Origin of the sequence: Saccharothrix sp. S26 (assembly GCF_021390395.1) — a bacterium.
GTDB lineage: Bacteria > Actinomycetota > Actinomycetes > Mycobacteriales > Pseudonocardiaceae > Actinosynnema.
This window is the reverse complement of the sequence record NZ_JAJUWT010000005.1, coordinates 144,391-158,044: the sequence shown is the minus strand read 5'-3', so window position 1 is coordinate 158,044 and position 13,654 is coordinate 144,391. Positions and strand designations below refer to the sequence as shown.

Sequence of the window (13,654 nt, the reverse complement as noted above, 5' to 3'; positions counted from 1 at the left end):
ACCGATCGGTACCATCCACGTCATGCCGGTCGCCAAGGGCTCCACGATCGACCCCGACCGCACCCGTGCCGCGATCCTCGACGCGGCCACGCCGGTGCTGTACGAACGCGGGCTCGACGGCATCGGCGTCGCCGAGCTGTGCGCCCGCCTCGGCATCTCCAAGGAGACGCTGTACCGGCACTTCGGCACCAAGGACGGCCTGGTGCGGGCCGTGCTGGAGGCCCGGAGCGACCGGGTCACGCGCTCGCTGGCCGAGGCCGTCGCCGCCGCCGGACCCGAGCCCGCCGACCAGCTCGCCGCCGTGTTCGCCGTCTTCCAGCAGACCTACGACGAGCCCCGGTTCCGCGGCTGCGCCATGCTCAACGCCGCCGCCCAGCACCACGTCGAACCCGTGCGCGCCCTCACCGCCCGCCACCTGGACCGCTACCTCGACACGCTCACCGGCATCGCCGAACGCGCCGGCGCCGCCGATCCCCGGCTGCTGGGCCGGCAACTGCTCATGCTGGTCGAGGGCGCGACCGTGGTGGCCACGCACCACGGCCCGGCCGACGCGGGCGACCACGCCCTGCGCGCCGCGCTCACCCTGCTCGCCGCCGCGTCCTGACACCGAACCCGTTCGGCGGAGTGGCGCGGCGGCCGGCGGCGGGACCATGGCACGGGGGTAGTGCTCATGGACTTCGGTCGCAGAACCTTCATCCAGGCCACCGGACTCGTCGCGCTGGGCGCGGGCGAACGCGACTGGGACCGGTTGCGCCGCGTGCTCACCGGCAGGCTGGTCCTGCCCGGCGACGACGTCTACGACACCGTGCGCCGGCCGTACAACACGGTCTACGCGCACCGCAGGCCCGCCGCCGTCGCGTTGTGCGCCGACGAGTCCGACGTCGCCCGGTGCCTCGACTTCGCCGCGCGGGAACGGATGCCGGTCGCCGCGCGCAGCGGCGGGCACAGCTACGCCGGCTACTCCGTGCCCGAGCACGGCCTCGTGATCGACCTGGCCGGCCTGGGCGCGATCCGGGTCGACCACCGCGGCCGGGTCGAGGTCGGCGCGGGCGTGCGGATGATCGACCTGTACGACGAGCTGGCGCGCGCGGGCCGGTTGCTGCCCGCCGGGTCGTGCCCCACGGTCGGCATCGGCGGCCTCGCGCTGGGCGGCGGGATCAGCGTGGTGGGCCGCGAGTACGGGCTGACGTGCGAGCACCTGCGCGCGGCGCGGATCGTGCCGCCGGGCGGCGGGCCGCGCCGCGTCGACGCGCACACCGAGCCCGACCTGTTCTGGGCGCTGCGCGGCGGCGGTGGCGGCAACTTCGGCGTCGTCACGTCGTTCACCTTCGACACCGCGCCCGCGCGGGACGTGACCGCGTTCCTGCTGGAGTTCCCGGCGGGCGCGGCGGCGGACGTGCTGGGCGCGTGGCAGGAGTGGATGCCCGACACCCCGGACGCCCTGTGGAGCGCGTGCAACGTGCGTGCGGGCAGCCCACCGGGGTCCGGCGTCGTCGGCAGCTGGCTCGGGTCCGAGCGGGAGCTGGCCCGCCACCTCGCCCGGTTCGCGGCCAAGGTCGCGCCCAGCGGCCGCACCGTCCTGCCGATGGACTACGGCAGCGCCATGCGGTTCTTCGCGGGCTGCCTGCCCGCGTGCCAACCGGACGACGGCTCGCCGTTCGTGGCGTCCTCCCGGATGCTGCACCGGCCGATCGACCCGGCCGGGGTGGTGGCGCTGCTGGACGGCGCGCGGACCGGGCGGGCCCAGTTCGACACGTTCGGCGGCGCGATCGCCAGGGTGCGGCCGGACGCGACCGCTTTCCCGCACCGCCACGCCATCGCCAGCGCCCAGGCCTACGTCGACGTGGTCGGCGTCAGCGAGGCCGAGGCCCGCCGCCTCCTGGCCGCCCTGCGTGACGCGATCGGCCACGGCACCGGTTACGTCAACTACATCGACCCCGACATGCCCGACTGGCCGACCGCCTACTACGGGCGCAACCTCCCGCGCCTGCGCCGCGTCGCCCGACGCTACGACCCGGACCGCGTCCTGGCGTTCCCGCAAGGGCTCGCCTGAGCGGTCACCGGGTCAGGACGCGGCCCGCGGCTGCCGGGCCGTCGCGGGCACCGCCGTCTCGTCGCGCAACGCCCGCAGGGTGTCGAGCTCGCGGTCGAGGTCGCGCCGCTTGGCCTCCAGCCGCTCGACCTCCTCGGCGAGCAACCGCTCCATCACGCCGGTGCGCTCCTCGGGCGGCGCTTCCAGGCACGGCAGCAGCTCGTTGATGGTGGTGCTGCGCAGACCCGCGGCGAACAGGTGCTGGATCAGCACCACCCGCTCGACGGTGGAGGGGTCGAAGTCGCGCCACCCGCCGGCGGTGCGCTCCGAGCGGATGAGCCCGAGCTCCTCGTAGTACCGCAGGGACCGGGTGCTCACGCCGCTGGCGTCGGCCAGCTCACCGATGCGCATGCGACCTCCTCCGCGCTCGTCCGCCGCCGTCCATCCTTGCAGTTGACACCGGTGTGAAGTTTCACCATCGAGGGGCGGCGCCCACCAGGGGCCGCGCGCACCACACCTCGACGGAGAACACACCATGCACTGGCTCTACCTCGGCATCGCCGTCGTCTTCGAGATCACCGTAGCCGTCTGCGCGGGCATGGCCCAGGGCTTCACCAGGCCCGCCTGGACCGCGGCCACGCTCGTCAGCGGCGGCATCGCCACCTACCTGCTCAGCCTGGCGCTGCTGACCTTCGACGTCGGCGTCGGCTACGCGATCTGGACCTCGGTCGCGGCCGTCGGGATCGTCGTCCTCGGCGTCGTCCTGTTCGGACAGCGGCTCGACTGGCGCAAGCTGCTCGGGATCGCGGTCGTCGTCGCCGGTGTCGTCGGCCTCCAGCTCAGCGGAGCGGCGTGATGCGCCAGGACACCCGCCCCGCAACCCACCGTCCCGTCGGAACCGTCCCCGAGCGAGGAAGTCGCATGTCCGCCACCGCCACCACCGCCGCCACCCGCCGCGCGCGAGCCTGGCTCGTCCTGCTGCTCGCCGGGGCGTTCGAGGTCGGCTACGCCCTCGCCGTCGGGGGCAGTCAGGGCTTCACCGTGCTGTCCTGGTCGTTGGTCGCGGGCGTGTTCTTCCTGCTGACGCTGTTCGCGCTCAGCGTCGCCCTGCGCACCATCGACGTGGGCATCGGCTACGCGACCTGGGCGGGGATCGGGGCCGTCGGGGCCGCGCTGCTCGGACCCGTGCTCTTCGACGAGTCGCTCACCGCGGTCCGGGCGTGCTGGCTCGCCGTGATCATCGCGGGCGTCGTCTGGCTGAAGCTCTCCGACCGGCCCGAGCGCTGACCGCCACCGTTCCGCCCGCCGCCGTCACCTGTCCGACGTATGCGGCGGGCGGGGTTCCGGGTTACCCTGGGAGCGCTCCCAGGAGATCCCCGCCGTCGTGGACCCTTCGGAAGGAGTTCCATGCGAAGCACCATCCGCGCCCTCGTGCTCGCCGGGCTGATGGCCGCCTCCGCGGTCGTCGCCGCAGCCGGGCCGGCCCAGGCCGACACGACGATCTGCGACCAGTACGGATCGACCACCATCCAGGGCCGCTACGTGGTCCAGAACAACCGCTGGGGCACGTCGGCCACCCAGTGCATCAACGTCACCTCCACCGGTTTCCGCATCACCCAGCAGCAGGGCTCCGCGCCGACCAACGGCGCGCCGCTGTCGTACCCGTCGGTGTACCTCGGCTGCCACTACTCCAACTGCTCGCCGGGCAGCAACCTGCCGATGCAGGTCAGCCGGATCCGCAGCGCGTCGTCCTCGATCAGCTACTCCTACGTGGGCGGCACGTACAACGCCTCCTACGACATCTGGCTCGACCCGTCGCCCAAGACCAACGGCGTCAACCAGATGGAGATCATGATCTGGTTCAACCGCCAGGGCTCGATCCAGCCGATCGGCAGCGCCGTCGGCAACACGACCATCGGCGGCCGCAGCTGGCAGGTCTGGCGCGGCAGCAACGGCTCCAACAACGTGATCTCCTACGTCGCGCCGTCGCCCATCTCGTCGTGGTCGTTCAACGTGCTGGACTTCATCAACGACGTCCGCAACCGCGGCGCGATCACCACGTCCTGGTACCTGACCAGCATCCAAGCCGGTTTCGAGCCGTGGAACGGCGGCGTCGGCCTGGCGGTCAACAACTTCTCGGCCTCCGTCAGCGGCTGACCCCGGTGGACCGGTCCGGGCGGTGGCCCGGACCGGCCCGCTCGAATACGACCTCCTCCGCCGCCACGAGCCGCAGCGTCCCGCCCGGGTGGATCGCCGTGCTCAGCAGCCGGTTGTGCCGGTCGACGACCTGCTCGGCGGTCAGGCCCGCCGCGGGGTCGCCGTCGGCGGCGGGGGAGTGCCCGTCGGCGACCAGCACGACGTCCAACCCGTGGCTCAACGCCGACCGCGCCGTGGCGTCCACGCAGTAGTCCGTGGCCAGCCCGGTCAGCACGACGGTGTCCACGTCCCGTTCGGCGAGCAGCGCGGCGAGGTCGGTGCGGTAGAACGCGTCCGTCGCCGTCTTGGCCACCACCAGGTCGGTCGGTCCGAGGCCGAGGCGGGCGCTGATCCGCGTCCCCGGCTCCTCGGGGTCGAACGGCGTGCCGGCGGGTCCGACCTGTCGCAACGCGACCACCGGCGCACCGTGCCGCCGGGCTCGCCGCGCCAACGCGGCGATGCGGTCGGCCAGCTCCTCGCCCCGCCAGACGAGCGGGACCAGCATCTCCTGCACGTCGACGATCAGCAGTGCCGCGCTCATGCCCCCACAGCCTATCGGCGACCAGCGGGCGAAACCCACTGCTACAGCACGTGATCCGCCGTGGGGCAAGTTCACCCATTCGTGTCACCACGGGCTGCGTCGGCCCCGTGGGGGCGATCCTGGGTGGGAATAGCCCAGGTGGTGGGCGTGGGCGGGAATCGACCCGCGTGCGGCCGTTCGGGTCCGCGCGGACGGCCGCAGTAGTGCGGCTCCGGCCGACCGACGGCAAAAGCCCTGATCAACGCCCGTCGGGTCGAACAAAGTCGATCTTGAAAGCGGTCAGGTCGCTGTTTGCGCGGTTCGGGGTCGGTCGGTCGAAGTCCGTTCCACGCGAACAGATCCGCCGGAGGACGTGCCGTCCTACTCGCCGTCCGCGCCTCCGGACGTGGTCCCGTGCCGGGACGAGACCGTCTCCGCGCTGTGCCTGGCCGAGAACGCGGCGGGAGCGCTGCGGCAGGCCACCCTGCGCGTGCCCGACGTCGACGCCTTCGTGACCTCGCTGAGGATGCGGGAGGTGCTCAGGTCCGCGCGCCAGACCCGGTACACCGCCATGCCGACCGAGACGTGGTCGGCGGCGCTGAGGTCGTCCTCCCTGCGCACCGAGGGCGGCGGCGAAGCGGACGAGGACCTCGAGGAGTTGGTGCGCCGCCAGCCCGTCGGCCGGTACGTCCGCGCGGCCGACCTGCTCGCCGCCGGGATCGCCCGCGGCTCGCACACCGGCGTCGAGGCGCTCAACGCCGTCAGCGCGGTGCTCACCGGCCGGCCGGTCGGATCGGTGGCGGAAGGGCTGCGCCAGGTGGACGACGTCCTCACCGCGGGTGCGGGTGGTCCGGCCTACGCCCGCGCGGCGCCGCCGGGTGAAGCCCTGCTGCGCGCGATGTGGCAGTGGGACCACTGGCTCGCCGACCCCACGCCGGGCCGCGGCCGGCCAAGATCGTGGTGGCCTACCTGCTGCTGGTGCTGCTCCGGCCCTACCCGAAGGCCAACGGCTACCTGGCCGGGCTGTTCGTGGGCAACGAGCTGGTGCGCCACGGCGTGGTCGACCACCCGGTGCTGCTGCCGGCGCCGTGGCTGGACGACCACGCCGAGGAGTGCCGCGAACGCATCAGGGCCGTGGTGGCGGGCGGTCCGCTGTGGGACTGGGTGGAGTTCTTCGCCCGCGGCGTGCGGGAGCAGGCGACGCGCAACCTCGCCCTGATCGACGCGCTCGACGACCTGCGCACCGAGCTGGTCGAGCGGACCGAGGGGTCGCGCTCGCTCCGCAAGGTGCTCGCCGCGCTGCCGACCTCGCCGGTGACCAGCATCCAGGCGCTGGCGGCCGGGCACGGGATCAGCCCCAAGACCAGCGCCCGGATCACGCGCAGGCTCGTGGCCGACGGCGTCCTGCGCGTGGTCGCCGAGCACCCGGTCAAGGTGTTCGCCTGCGAGGAGGCGTTGGACCTGCTCGTCTTCGACCACGCCCCGCCGCGATCCGATCGACAGGTGCTGCGACCGGCGCCTGGGCACGACTGACACCGCACAACCGCTCCAGGAAGAATGACGTGACCGAGTCCTCGTCCCCGCGCCCGACGCGATCCGCCGCCGTCCCACCACCCCGACGCGCACGCCCGAAACGAGCTGCCGTCCGGCGTGCGCTCCGTGGTGTCGATCCTGATCGGCCTGGCGAACCTGGCGTTAGACCACGTGTTCCCGTGGTTGTCGCTGTGGCGGTGAGGGAGGGGGCGCGGGATGGCGGTCGGGCTCCGCGGGCGGCAGCGGGTGCCCCTGGTCGTGGGCCAGCAGGCCGCGGATGCGGTCGGACGCGGTGTCGTCGACGTCAACCAGCAAAGCCAGGGCTTCGCTGAACCGGCGTCGAGCGGGTCCGACGGAGTCGCGGGCCCACAGCGCACGCCCGGACCATTCGAACACCAACGCCTGCTCGACGGGCGGGAAGTCGGGCAGCGCCCGCACCGCGTTCTCGGCCCGGCGCGCCCGGTCCACGGCGAGGTCCGCCCGGTCGTGGGCGAGCAGGGCGGAAGCGGTGGCGGCCCACACCCGCACCAGGGCGGCGCGCTCGTCCGCGTCCACGCCGTCGGTGTCGTGCAACGACTCCAGCCGCTCGTAGCAGCGCAGCTCCAGGTCGGCGCGACCGCGTCGGCGGGCCATCTCCGCCCGCCACCACAGCAACCGCACCGCCTCCGCCGTCCGGCCCGCGCGCCGCCACAGGTCCCACTCCCGTGACGCGTGCTCCTCGGCGGCGGCGAGGTCGCCCCGGCGCTCGAACCACACCCACGCCGAGCGCAGCACGGCGGTCAACGACTCCGGGTCGCGTCGGGCGATCGCCGCGCGCGACGCCGTCCCGACCAGCGCCCGGACGAACCCGGGGTCGAACCCGGCCACCTCGGCGACGGCCCATAACAGCGCGGTGATGGGCGAAGCGGACGACGGCAGGTCGGCGGCGTTCGCCGCGTCGGCGACACCGAGGACGCACTCCCGGTGGTCGCGCAGCCACCGCCGGGCTTCGTCCGACGTCCGGCCGGACGGGGTGTCGCGCAACGGTGCCGCCACCTCGGTCAGCCGGTCGGGCGTGGCCCCGGCGGCCCTGTCTTCGCCGCACGGCCGGGTGATCGCCCTCGACGTCGGCGACCCCGGCCGCCCGCGCCACCAGCCACGGGGGCAGGGCGTCCACCTCGACCAGGAGGGACAGCGCGGTCAGGGCGTCGATCACGGCGGACTGGTCCCGCGCCTGGCTCACCGCAACAACTCCTCGGCCGCTCGTGCAACTCCGCGTCCGGCCGCCGCCCACGGCCGATCCGACTTTCCCTCGGGACTCGACGCAACCAACCTCTGATCATCCCGGCAAGGCGTGCCGAATGGATCCCTCTCCACCGATCTCCGTAGCCGCGGGCACTGGGCCGAACGGCCCAATGCCGGCCGTCGGCCGGCGGGAACGTGCCCAGTCACCTCACAAGATCATCTCCAATGTCAACCGTACGGGTTAACCGCCCCGCGTCCGAAAAGCGTCGTTGCGCCGGTTCCCCACCGGGCTGCCGGGGCGTGGTCGGGCCAACGCGGTTGCGTCGGTCCACGTGTAACCGATATAACCGGTTACATGGCATTGAGCTGGAAGTTGGTCGTCGACAGCACGAACGCGCCCGCCCTCGCGGACTTCTGGGCCGCGGCGCTTGAGTACGAGGTGGAAGATCCCAGCGCGCTCATCGAGCGGCTGCTGGCCGCCGGTCACCTCAAAGAGGAGGCGGTCGTCGAGCACAACGGCCGCAAGAACTTCCGCGGCTACGCCGGGATCCGCCACCCCGACGACCCGTTCGACCCGGTGAGCGGGGTCGGGCGCGGGCGGCGGGTGTTGTTCCAGGACGTGCCCGAGGCCAAGGCCGGCAAGAACCGGCTGCACGTCGACGTGCACAGCGAGCCGGGCGGCCTCGACGCGCTGGTGGCCAGGCTGGAGGGCCTGGGCGCGACCCGCGTCCAGGAGTACGACGAGGGTCCGGTCGGGCACTGGTGGGTCATGCGCGACCCGGAGGGCAACGAGTTCTGCGCGTCGTAGCGCCCGCCGGGTTCCAGGAGTGATCCGCGCGATGATCGGGGACCTAAAGGTCACTTGACTCTGAGGAGTGAACGCGACCGTCCCCGGAATCATCAGTGCCCTGGTCTTGGGCCTGATCATCGGCGCCGCGGGCCGACTCGCCCTGCCGGGCGAGCGGCACATCCCGATCTGGCTGACCATCGTGGTCGGCATCATCGCCGCGATCGTCGGCACGCTCATCGCCAACGCGCTCGGCGTCGGCGACACCCGCGGCATCGACTGGATCGAGCTGATCATCCAGATCGCCCTCGCCGCCGGTGGCGTCAGCGTGGCCGCCGGGCTCTGCACGCGCAAACGCGTCCACTGACCCGAGTTCCCGCCGCCGCCGAAGCCCGACGTCCCGCGCGTGCGCCCGGGGCCGGGCGTCGGTGCACCACGGGCGCGGGGCGCTGTCGGCCTCACGGGCCAGGTTCGGCGCACCTGGGTGCCGCCGGCCGCCTCACGGCCCGTCGGCCGGGCGCACTTCGATGATGTTCCTGGTGTCCAGCACCGCGAGCGTGCTGTCGGGCAGCAGCACCGGCACCCACGCGTGCGAGGTCTCCGGGTCCACCACGTGGTCACCGATGACGATGCCGCGCAGGAACGCGGTGGGGTCGTGGACGTCCGGGTTGAGGTAGGTGATGATCGCACCGTGCTCGGGACGTGGCGTGATGTCCATGGCGAAGTCCAGTGGGTTCGAAGCGCGCGTCGGGCCGGTGGTCGTCCGGCTCGGCGTGGGCTGCGGGTCGCCGACTGCTTGACGTACCGGTCGAGTACCCGTGCCGGGTCGGCGGAACCACCGGCCGGCCCACTTCCGCGTGCCGCCACCTCGCCGACGCCGGCGTGAGATCCCCTGATCGTGCGGAGTGGCCACCCGACCGGCGGGTAACCCGTGCGGAGCGCCGCCAAGTGTGACTTTGTTCCGAAGTGGGCACGATAGTGAGGTGACGGGAGCGGCCTGCGCGGCGGGCCGTGCGAGCGACGGAGGAGGCGGGTGGCGATGGGCGGCGGACAGCGGGTCGCGACGGGTGACCACGTCGCAGGACTGCTGGTCCGGCAGCTGGACGAGGTCACCGTCGCCTTGGACGGGTTGTCCGACGTCCTGGACCGGGAGAAGGACCTGTCGGTCATCCTCGACTGGATCTGCCGGCAGGTGGCCCACGCGATCCCCGGCGCGGACCTGGTCAGCGTGACGTTGCTCGCCGAGGGCGGTCCGGCGACCGGCGCTTCGACCCGGCAGGAGGCACTGGACCTCGACCTCGCGCAGTACGCGGCGTCGGAGGGGCCCTGCCTGCAGGCCGCGCGGACCGGGCAGGTCGTGCGCGCGGTGGTGGCCGAGCTGCCGGACCGGTGGCCCGACTTCGGCGCGCGGATCGAGGGGTTCGACGTCGCCGGGTTCCTGTCCGCGCCGCTGTGCGTCGACGAGGGCACGCCCGGTTCGCTCAACCTCTACAGCCGGCGGGCGGACGGTTTCCGGGCGCTCGACGCGGCGCTGGTGGAGCTGTACAGCACCGCCGCGGAGGGCGCGGTGCGCAACGCCCGCCGGTACCTGCGCGCCCGCGAGCAGGCCGACCAGCTGCGCCAGGCGCTGACCTCGCGCGCGGTCATCGACCAGGCGAAGGGCGTGATCATGGCGGTGCACCGGGTGGACGCCGACGAGGCGTTCACGATGCTGGTCGACCGGTCCCAGCGGGAGAACGTCAAGCTGCGCGACTTCGCCGAGCGCTTCGTCAACGACCTGCTCGCCGAGGGCTGACCGGTCCGGGTGGCGGTCGGTCACCCCGCGAGGCGGTCCAGCGGGATGCGGCGGGCCAGCACGTCACGCGCGACCGCCAGCACCGAGCGGTTCGCCGCGAACGCGTGCGCCCGCAGCCGCGCGAACGCGTCCTCCAGGCTGATCCTCAACTGCGCGGCGAGCATCCCGGTGGCCATGTTGACGTCCTGGTAGGAGATCACCCGGTGCAGCTCGTCGTCGCCCGCGCGTTCGACGTGGGTGAGCAGGGTGAGCGTGACCAGGTGGGCCAGCGCCGCCGCGTCGGCCTCCGCGTCGGCGGACAGGCCGCCCGGACGGCGGCGGTAGAGGTCCAACGTGCCCAAGGCGATGTCCCCGACCCGCAGCGGGAACGCGAACACCGCCGCCACGCCCGCCGCCGTGCCCGCGTCGGCGAACCCCGGCCAGCGCACCTGCTCGCGCCGGACGTCCGCGACGAGGACCGGTCGGCCCACCGCGAACGCCTCCACCGCCGGCCCCTCGCCGAGGGTGTACTGGATCTCCTCCAGTCCAGCGGCCCAGGGATCGCTGGCCCCGAGCACCTCCTCCGCCCGCGACGACGCGCTGCGCAGCGTCAACGCCGCGCCGTCCACCCCGGCCACGGCGCCGGCGCACGCCACGCAGACCGACCGCGCCCAACCGCCGCGACCCGGCTCGCACTCCGCGACCACCCGCGCCAGGAACTCTCGACGCCGCCCGTCCACCAACCGTCCTCGTCGTCACCACTTGAGGCGCACCGCGCCACCACCGACCCCGGACCACATGCGACCGCCCACGTCGAACCTAACGCGAACCGGACCCCGCCGCCGATGGGCGCTTCTGACCAGGCACGACGGGTCGCCGGACGACCGGCTCCAGCGGGGGTTCGAGGTGCCCGCGGGGTCGGGATCGCGCGCCTGCGAGGTGTCAGCGCGGGGGATCCGCCGGGTCCGACGCGACCACTCGGCCCGGCGAGGAGGTGCGATCGGTCGAGAACCAGCAGGGGGCAGGTGCGTCAACGCGCGGCACGTGAGGTGGCCGAACGCGCGTAAGCGCCCGGCGCGGTGCCGAGCATCCGCCGGAAGTGGCGGGTCAGGTGGGACTGGTCGTAGAAGCCGACGGCCGGGGCGACGTGGGCCGGCGGGTGGCCGTCGAGCAGCAGGCGGCGGGCCAGGTCCACGCGGCGGCCCGTCAGGTAGCGGTGGGGTGGCAGGCCGAACTCGCGGGTGAAGGCGCGGACCAGGCGTTCCGGGGCGGCGGTCAGGCGGGTGGCGGCATCGGCCAGCGTCAGGTTGTCCGTCACGTGCGCGTCGAGCAGGTCGCGCAGCCGGTGGGCCAGGCCCGGCTCCGCGGTCGGCGTGGGGCCTGGGCGGCGGGTGAGGTGGGCGCGCAGCCGGTCGCGGACCAGGGCCAGCCGGGACTCGGCCTCCCACTCGTCGCCGCCGCGCAGCACGCCGTGCAGTTGGTGCACCCGCAGCCGCAGCGCCGGGTCGGCGAACGCCGGGTGGTCGACCGCGGCCCCGACCAGGTCCGTGCCCAGGACCGACGTGTCCAGGTACAGGACGCGCTTGCGGAAGCCCTCGGAGGTCGCGTTGCGACCGTCGTGCGGGACGTGCGGCGGCAGCAGCGTGACCGAGGCGGGCGGCGCGCCGTGCTCGCGGTGGTCCAGGCCGTAGGTCACCGTGCCGGTGTCGACCAGCAGCAGCGTCCACGCGTCGTGCGTGTGCGCGGGGTAGGCGTGGTCGGTGAAGCGCGCGTGCAGCACCTCGACGATGCCGGGCACGGCGGGCCGCCACGCGGAGATGTCGGGGCCCACGGTCAAGAACGTACAAGACGCCGACCGCACCCGGCGGCGACGGTGTCGGGGTGCAACGATTCGAGACGAAGTTCGCCGTCCTGCTCCGCGACGACCTGGCGCCGTGGCAGGCGCTGAACGTGACCGCCTTCCTGGCCAGCGGCCTGGCGGCGGCGGTGCCCGAGGCCGTCGGCGCGCCCTACGAGGACGCGGACGGCACCCCGTACCTGCCGATGCTCGGCCAACCCGTGCTCGTCCTGGCCGGCGGCAAGGAGGTGCTGACCGCCGCGCACGCCAAAGCCGTCGCGCGCGGGCTGGCGTTGGCGGTGTTCACCTCCGACCTGTTCGCCACCGGCAACGACGTGGACAACCGCGCTGCGGTGCGGGCCGTGCCGCGTGACGCCCTCGACCTCGTCGGCATCGGCGTGCACGGGCCGCGCAACGCGGTGGACAAGGTGCTCAAAGGGGCCCGGATGCACCCGTAGCGACCCAGGTCCGCCCACCGCCGACGCACGGCGGTGGGCGGACCGGCGGCCGATCAGGACGCGGTGCAGGTGAGGGTCGGCGAACCCGCGGTCCCCGAGGCGACGAAGCCGAACGTCGTACTGGCCCCCGCGCCCACCGAGCCGTTGTAGGCGGCGTTGCGGGCGGTGACGGTGGACCCGCTCGTGGTCAGCGTCGCGCTCCACGAGGAGTTGATCCGCTCACCGCTGGTGAACGTCCAGCTCACCGTCCAGCCGGTGATCGGCGTCGCGCCCGCCGTCACGCGCGCCTCGACCTGGAAGCCGCCGGACCACTGCGACGTGACCCGGAAGGTGGCCGAGCAGCCCGCGGACGGGTTGTTGGACGTGGTTGTCGTGGTGGTGGTCGTCGTGGACGTGGTCGTGGTGGTCGTGGTGCCACCATCGGTGAAGTTCACGTCGCTGCACGCGTAGTAGCTCTGGTCGAGGTGGCTGGCCTGCCACACCGTGAACAGCACGTGGTGGCCGGTGCGGCCGGGCGCGTTGACCTCGACCGGCGTGCGGGTGCCCGTGGGGATCTTGCCGGTCTGGCCGACCAGCTCCAGGTCGCTCCACTTCAGGGGCTGGGTCTTCGGGTCGAAGCCCTGCTTGGTGGCGTAGACGCGGATGTAGTCCGCGCCGTGCGACGAGGTGTCGTTGAGGTTGAGGGTGAACCGGCTGGGCCGGCTCGGGGCGACCCACGCGCCGGGCTTGTCCATCGCGGCGTAGCGGCCGTTGAAGGTCAGGCCGCCGCTGCACAGCTGCCCGTCGGGGATGGCTCCCTGGTGGTTGCCGGCGACGCCCTCGCGGAACAGGCCGTTCCAGTTGTACATCGCCGACGGGTCGGCCTGCCACGCCTGGTAGCACATGGGGTCTTCGGTGGCCATCTGCTGCGACGGGCCGTTGGGCCAGCGCTGGTAGCAGCCGTAGTGGCGCGACGGCGGGTCGCTCACCGCGCCGTGCGCCGAGGCGTTGCCCGCGCCGAAGGTCACCGCGAGCACGGTCGTCAGCAGCGTCAGGCAGGCGCCGAAGATCGCCGAGGCCCGCCAGGCCTTGGCGCGCGGCCGCGCGGGCGGCCTCGACGTCCCCGGTCGGTGAGCCGGGTTGTCCGTGAAGCGAAGCATGTGTACCGCCAAATCCTCGTTGATCGACGATGGGCAGGGCCGGTCGCGTGGGCGGGCGCTCCCGCAGCCTCTGGGAGCGCTCCCAGAGCGTTGCCAGTCTCCGTGGACGCCACCCGGTCGGCATCCGCCATTCGGGTTACGGTTCGGCAAAGCG

Annotated in this window: 18 protein-coding genes; 10 read left to right on the top strand and 8 right to left on the bottom strand. The window is 73.4% G+C overall.

What is annotated here, in order from left to right:
- The first annotated feature begins 22 nt into the window (after positions 1 to 22).
- Positions 23 to 604, top strand: a complete 582-nt coding sequence (locus LZG04_RS09695) for a TetR/AcrR family transcriptional regulator (protein WP_233815445.1) — start codon at positions 23 to 25, stop codon at positions 602 to 604.
- Positions 605 to 670: 66 nt separating this feature from the next.
- The gene (locus LZG04_RS09690) at positions 671 to 2,053 is read left to right on the top strand and encodes an FAD-binding oxidoreductase (protein ID WP_233815443.1); all 1,383 of its coding nucleotides are present in this window, start codon (positions 671 to 673) and stop codon (positions 2,051 to 2,053) included.
- Positions 2,054 to 2,065: 12 nt separating this feature from the next.
- Here LZG04_RS09690 and LZG04_RS09685 read toward each other — a convergent pair whose 3' ends face one another.
- Positions 2,066 to 2,443, bottom strand: coding sequence for a MerR family transcriptional regulator (locus tag LZG04_RS09685; protein ID WP_233815441.1), 378 nt, complete (start codon positions 2,441 to 2,443; stop codon positions 2,066 to 2,068).
- A 124-nt stretch (positions 2,444 to 2,567) separates the two neighbouring features.
- On the opposite strand from LZG04_RS09685, the gene LZG04_RS09680 reads away from it, so the two are divergent.
- From LZG04_RS09680 to LZG04_RS09670, 3 genes are all read left to right on the top strand, one after another.
- A complete protein-coding gene (locus tag LZG04_RS09680) occupies positions 2,568 to 2,888 on the top strand; it encodes a multidrug efflux SMR transporter (protein WP_233815439.1) in 321 nt (106 codons plus the stop codon).
- A 65-nt stretch (positions 2,889 to 2,953) separates the two neighbouring features.
- Entirely contained in the window at positions 2,954 to 3,319 is a 366-nt protein-coding gene (locus tag LZG04_RS09675; RefSeq protein ID WP_233815437.1) for a multidrug efflux SMR transporter, read from the top strand.
- 120 nt (positions 3,320 to 3,439) lie between these two features.
- Complete coding sequence (locus LZG04_RS09670) at positions 3,440 to 4,189, top strand: glycoside hydrolase (RefSeq protein WP_233815435.1); 750 nt, start codon at positions 3,440 to 3,442, stop codon at positions 4,187 to 4,189.
- Here LZG04_RS09670 and LZG04_RS09665 read toward each other — a convergent pair.
- Complete coding sequence (locus LZG04_RS09665) at positions 4,179 to 4,769, bottom strand: isochorismatase family protein (RefSeq protein WP_233815432.1); 591 nt, start codon at positions 4,767 to 4,769, stop codon at positions 4,179 to 4,181. The two genes, LZG04_RS09670 and LZG04_RS09665, sit on opposite strands and share 11 nt — an antisense overlap.
- 360 nt (positions 4,770 to 5,129) lie before the next feature.
- Complete coding sequence (locus LZG04_RS09660) at positions 5,130 to 5,525, bottom strand: hypothetical protein (RefSeq protein WP_233815430.1); 396 nt, start codon at positions 5,523 to 5,525, stop codon at positions 5,130 to 5,132.
- A gap of 129 nt (positions 5,526 to 5,654) precedes the next feature.
- On the opposite strand from LZG04_RS09660, the gene LZG04_RS09655 reads away from it, so the two are divergent.
- Positions 5,655 to 6,281, top strand: coding sequence for a hypothetical protein (locus LZG04_RS09655; protein ID WP_233815428.1), 627 nt, complete (start codon positions 5,655 to 5,657; stop codon positions 6,279 to 6,281).
- Between the two features lie 162 nt (positions 6,282 to 6,443).
- On the opposite strand, the gene LZG04_RS09650 is transcribed toward LZG04_RS09655, so the two are convergent.
- Positions 6,444 to 7,304 (bottom strand): hypothetical protein, encoded by an 861-nt coding sequence (locus LZG04_RS09650; protein WP_233815426.1) that lies wholly within the window; start codon positions 7,302 to 7,304, stop codon positions 6,444 to 6,446.
- A gap of 556 nt (positions 7,305 to 7,860) precedes the next feature.
- Between LZG04_RS09650 and LZG04_RS09645 the strand changes: the two genes are divergently transcribed.
- Together LZG04_RS09645 and LZG04_RS09640 are read left to right on the top strand one after the other, a co-directional pair.
- Entirely contained in the window at positions 7,861 to 8,313 is a 453-nt protein-coding gene (locus tag LZG04_RS09645; RefSeq protein WP_233815424.1) for a VOC family protein, read from the top strand.
- A gap of 67 nt (positions 8,314 to 8,380) precedes the next feature.
- On the top strand, positions 8,381 to 8,659 hold the full coding sequence (locus LZG04_RS09640; protein WP_233815422.1) for a GlsB/YeaQ/YmgE family stress response membrane protein: 279 nt from the start codon (positions 8,381 to 8,383) through the stop codon (positions 8,657 to 8,659).
- A 132-nt stretch (positions 8,660 to 8,791) separates the two neighbouring features.
- On the opposite strand, the gene LZG04_RS09635 is transcribed toward LZG04_RS09640, so the two are convergent.
- Positions 8,792 to 9,010 (bottom strand): hypothetical protein, encoded by a 219-nt coding sequence (locus tag LZG04_RS09635; protein WP_233815420.1) that lies wholly within the window; start codon positions 9,008 to 9,010, stop codon positions 8,792 to 8,794.
- A 321-nt stretch (positions 9,011 to 9,331) separates the two neighbouring features.
- Between LZG04_RS09635 and LZG04_RS09630 the strand changes: the two genes are divergently transcribed.
- On the top strand, positions 9,332 to 10,087 hold the full coding sequence (locus LZG04_RS09630; RefSeq protein ID WP_233815418.1) for a GAF and ANTAR domain-containing protein: 756 nt from the start codon (positions 9,332 to 9,334) through the stop codon (positions 10,085 to 10,087).
- A 20-nt stretch (positions 10,088 to 10,107) separates the two neighbouring features.
- Here the strand turns inward: LZG04_RS09630 and LZG04_RS09625 are convergent, their stop codons facing one another.
- Positions 10,108 to 10,806, bottom strand: a complete 699-nt coding sequence (locus tag LZG04_RS09625) for a GAF and ANTAR domain-containing protein (RefSeq protein ID WP_233815415.1) — start codon at positions 10,804 to 10,806, stop codon at positions 10,108 to 10,110.
- A 290-nt stretch (positions 10,807 to 11,096) separates the two neighbouring features.
- Positions 11,097 to 11,897, bottom strand: a complete 801-nt coding sequence (locus LZG04_RS09620) for an AraC family transcriptional regulator (protein ID WP_233815413.1) — start codon at positions 11,895 to 11,897, stop codon at positions 11,097 to 11,099.
- 50 nt (positions 11,898 to 11,947) lie between these two features.
- On the opposite strand from LZG04_RS09620, the gene LZG04_RS09615 reads away from it, so the two are divergent.
- Positions 11,948 to 12,361 carry a DUF2000 domain-containing protein gene (locus LZG04_RS09615; RefSeq protein WP_233815411.1) on the top strand — a complete coding sequence of 138 codons (414 nt, stop codon included), beginning with the start codon at positions 11,948 to 11,950 and terminating at the stop codon, positions 12,359 to 12,361.
- Positions 12,362 to 12,414: 53 nt separating this feature from the next.
- Here LZG04_RS09615 and LZG04_RS42400 read toward each other — a convergent pair whose 3' ends face one another.
- Positions 12,415 to 13,500: a lytic polysaccharide monooxygenase gene (locus LZG04_RS42400; RefSeq protein ID WP_308199024.1), complete on the bottom strand. Its 1,086-nt coding sequence runs from the start codon at positions 13,498 to 13,500 to the stop codon at positions 12,415 to 12,417.
- Between the last annotated feature and the right edge of the window lie 154 nt (positions 13,501 to 13,654).

Coding starts and splice junctions, on each gene's coding strand:
- LZG04_RS09695 (WP_233815445.1), top strand. CDS start 23: ATGCCGGTCGCCAAGGGCTCCACGATCGACCCCGACCGCACCCGTGCC.
- LZG04_RS09690 (WP_233815443.1), top strand. CDS start 671: ATGGACTTCGGTCGCAGAACCTTCATCCAGGCCACCGGACTCGTCGCG.
- LZG04_RS09685 (WP_233815441.1), bottom strand. CDS start 2,443: ATGCGCATCGGTGAGCTGGCCGACGCCAGCGGCGTGAGCACCCGGTCC.
- LZG04_RS09680 (WP_233815439.1), top strand. CDS start 2,568: ATGCACTGGCTCTACCTCGGCATCGCCGTCGTCTTCGAGATCACCGTA.
- LZG04_RS09675 (WP_233815437.1), top strand. CDS start 2,954: ATGTCCGCCACCGCCACCACCGCCGCCACCCGCCGCGCGCGAGCCTGG.
- LZG04_RS09670 (WP_233815435.1), top strand. CDS start 3,440: ATGCGAAGCACCATCCGCGCCCTCGTGCTCGCCGGGCTGATGGCCGCC.
- LZG04_RS09665 (WP_233815432.1), bottom strand. CDS start 4,769: ATGAGCGCGGCACTGCTGATCGTCGACGTGCAGGAGATGCTGGTCCCG.
- LZG04_RS09645 (WP_233815424.1), top strand. CDS start 7,861: ATGGCATTGAGCTGGAAGTTGGTCGTCGACAGCACGAACGCGCCCGCC.
- LZG04_RS09635 (WP_233815420.1), bottom strand. CDS start 9,010: ATGGACATCACGCCACGTCCCGAGCACGGTGCGATCATCACCTACCTC.
- LZG04_RS09630 (WP_233815418.1), top strand. CDS start 9,332: ATGGGCGGCGGACAGCGGGTCGCGACGGGTGACCACGTCGCAGGACTG.
- LZG04_RS42400 (WP_308199024.1), bottom strand. CDS start 13,500: ATGCTTCGCTTCACGGACAACCCGGCTCACCGACCGGGGACGTCGAGG.